The following is a 967-nucleotide window of genomic DNA, read 5'->3' on the forward strand; positions in this document are numbered from 1 at the left end:
TGATTTGCGGAATGCCTCCGCTTTTCCAGTATGCGATCAAATCACGGTTGCAGCTGTAGTCAATCGTATCGGCGATCTTTTCCGGCTCCAGCCATCCTCTTGCATAATCGCAGCCGTATATGGCCGGCAGCTGTCCTGTTGCCTGTTTGATCCGGTCGGCTTCAGCCGTTGAAAATGTGTCGAGGCTGTATCCTCCGAACGCCCCGGACATCACCCGGCTTTCCGTCCGATTGGGCAGGTGGGCGAGCCAGTTCATCACCGCTTTCGTCGTCGGCTGGGCATTCGGGTTCACCGGAGAAACGGTGTGTGCATAGCTCGGCTGCGAAACGGCAAAAGCAAGGAGCAGCGCGAAGATTGAACAAACGATGTTTTTTTTCACTAAGGTAAAACCCCCTGAAACATATAGATTGTCTTAAGCGATCTTATTATACATGCTGCTTTCAAAAAATACATGGTCAGATCGTCTTATTGTAAGGGAATATAAAAACAGCCATAAGGCTGCTTTATGAATGAAGGAAACGGGTGATCATTCCATATAGATGCTGAACATTGTCCTGATGCTGCAAGTTTGTCAGCATGCCTTGGAGCACGGGTGCGCGGTGCGAATCCTTTCTCAGCTCTTCCTCGATCACATCCAGTGTAATGAGAATGTCTTCCGAAAGCTCCGGCTGACGTTTGGCATCTTCAAGCTCCCGCAAAATCGTATGTTTATCGGCCGTATTGCCGGCGTTCCGGTAATAGCTGTACGTCCGGCCGGCCAAGATCGGCTGCTCCCCGTTTTGAACCATGCCATCAATCATGTCATCGATTCTTCTCATAATAAAATCCGCAAGTTCGTAAAAATCGATATCCAGTTCATTAAAGATAAACAAATTTTGATAAGACTGCACGATGCCTTGAACGATCACGGACAAGTCTGACAGATAAGGCTTCACAATGTCACCGTAGGCGGCTGACAGCGCGTTTT

Annotated in this window: 1 protein-coding gene and 1 pseudogene; both read right to left on the reverse strand. The window is 48.7% G+C overall.

Annotated features, from left to right (window positions below; translation table 11 throughout):
* Window positions 1-379 (reverse strand): glycosyl hydrolase (locus ACWHAR_RS23870; RefSeq protein WP_452088040.1); only part of this gene is annotated, 379 nt, incomplete at its 3' end.
* A gap of 124 nt (window positions 380-503) precedes the next feature.
* Window positions 504-967: pseudogene (locus ACWHAR_RS23875) on the reverse strand (TetR/AcrR family transcriptional regulator); the annotation flags it as partial.

Source organism: Bacillus sp. LR--39 (genome assembly GCF_053613335.1).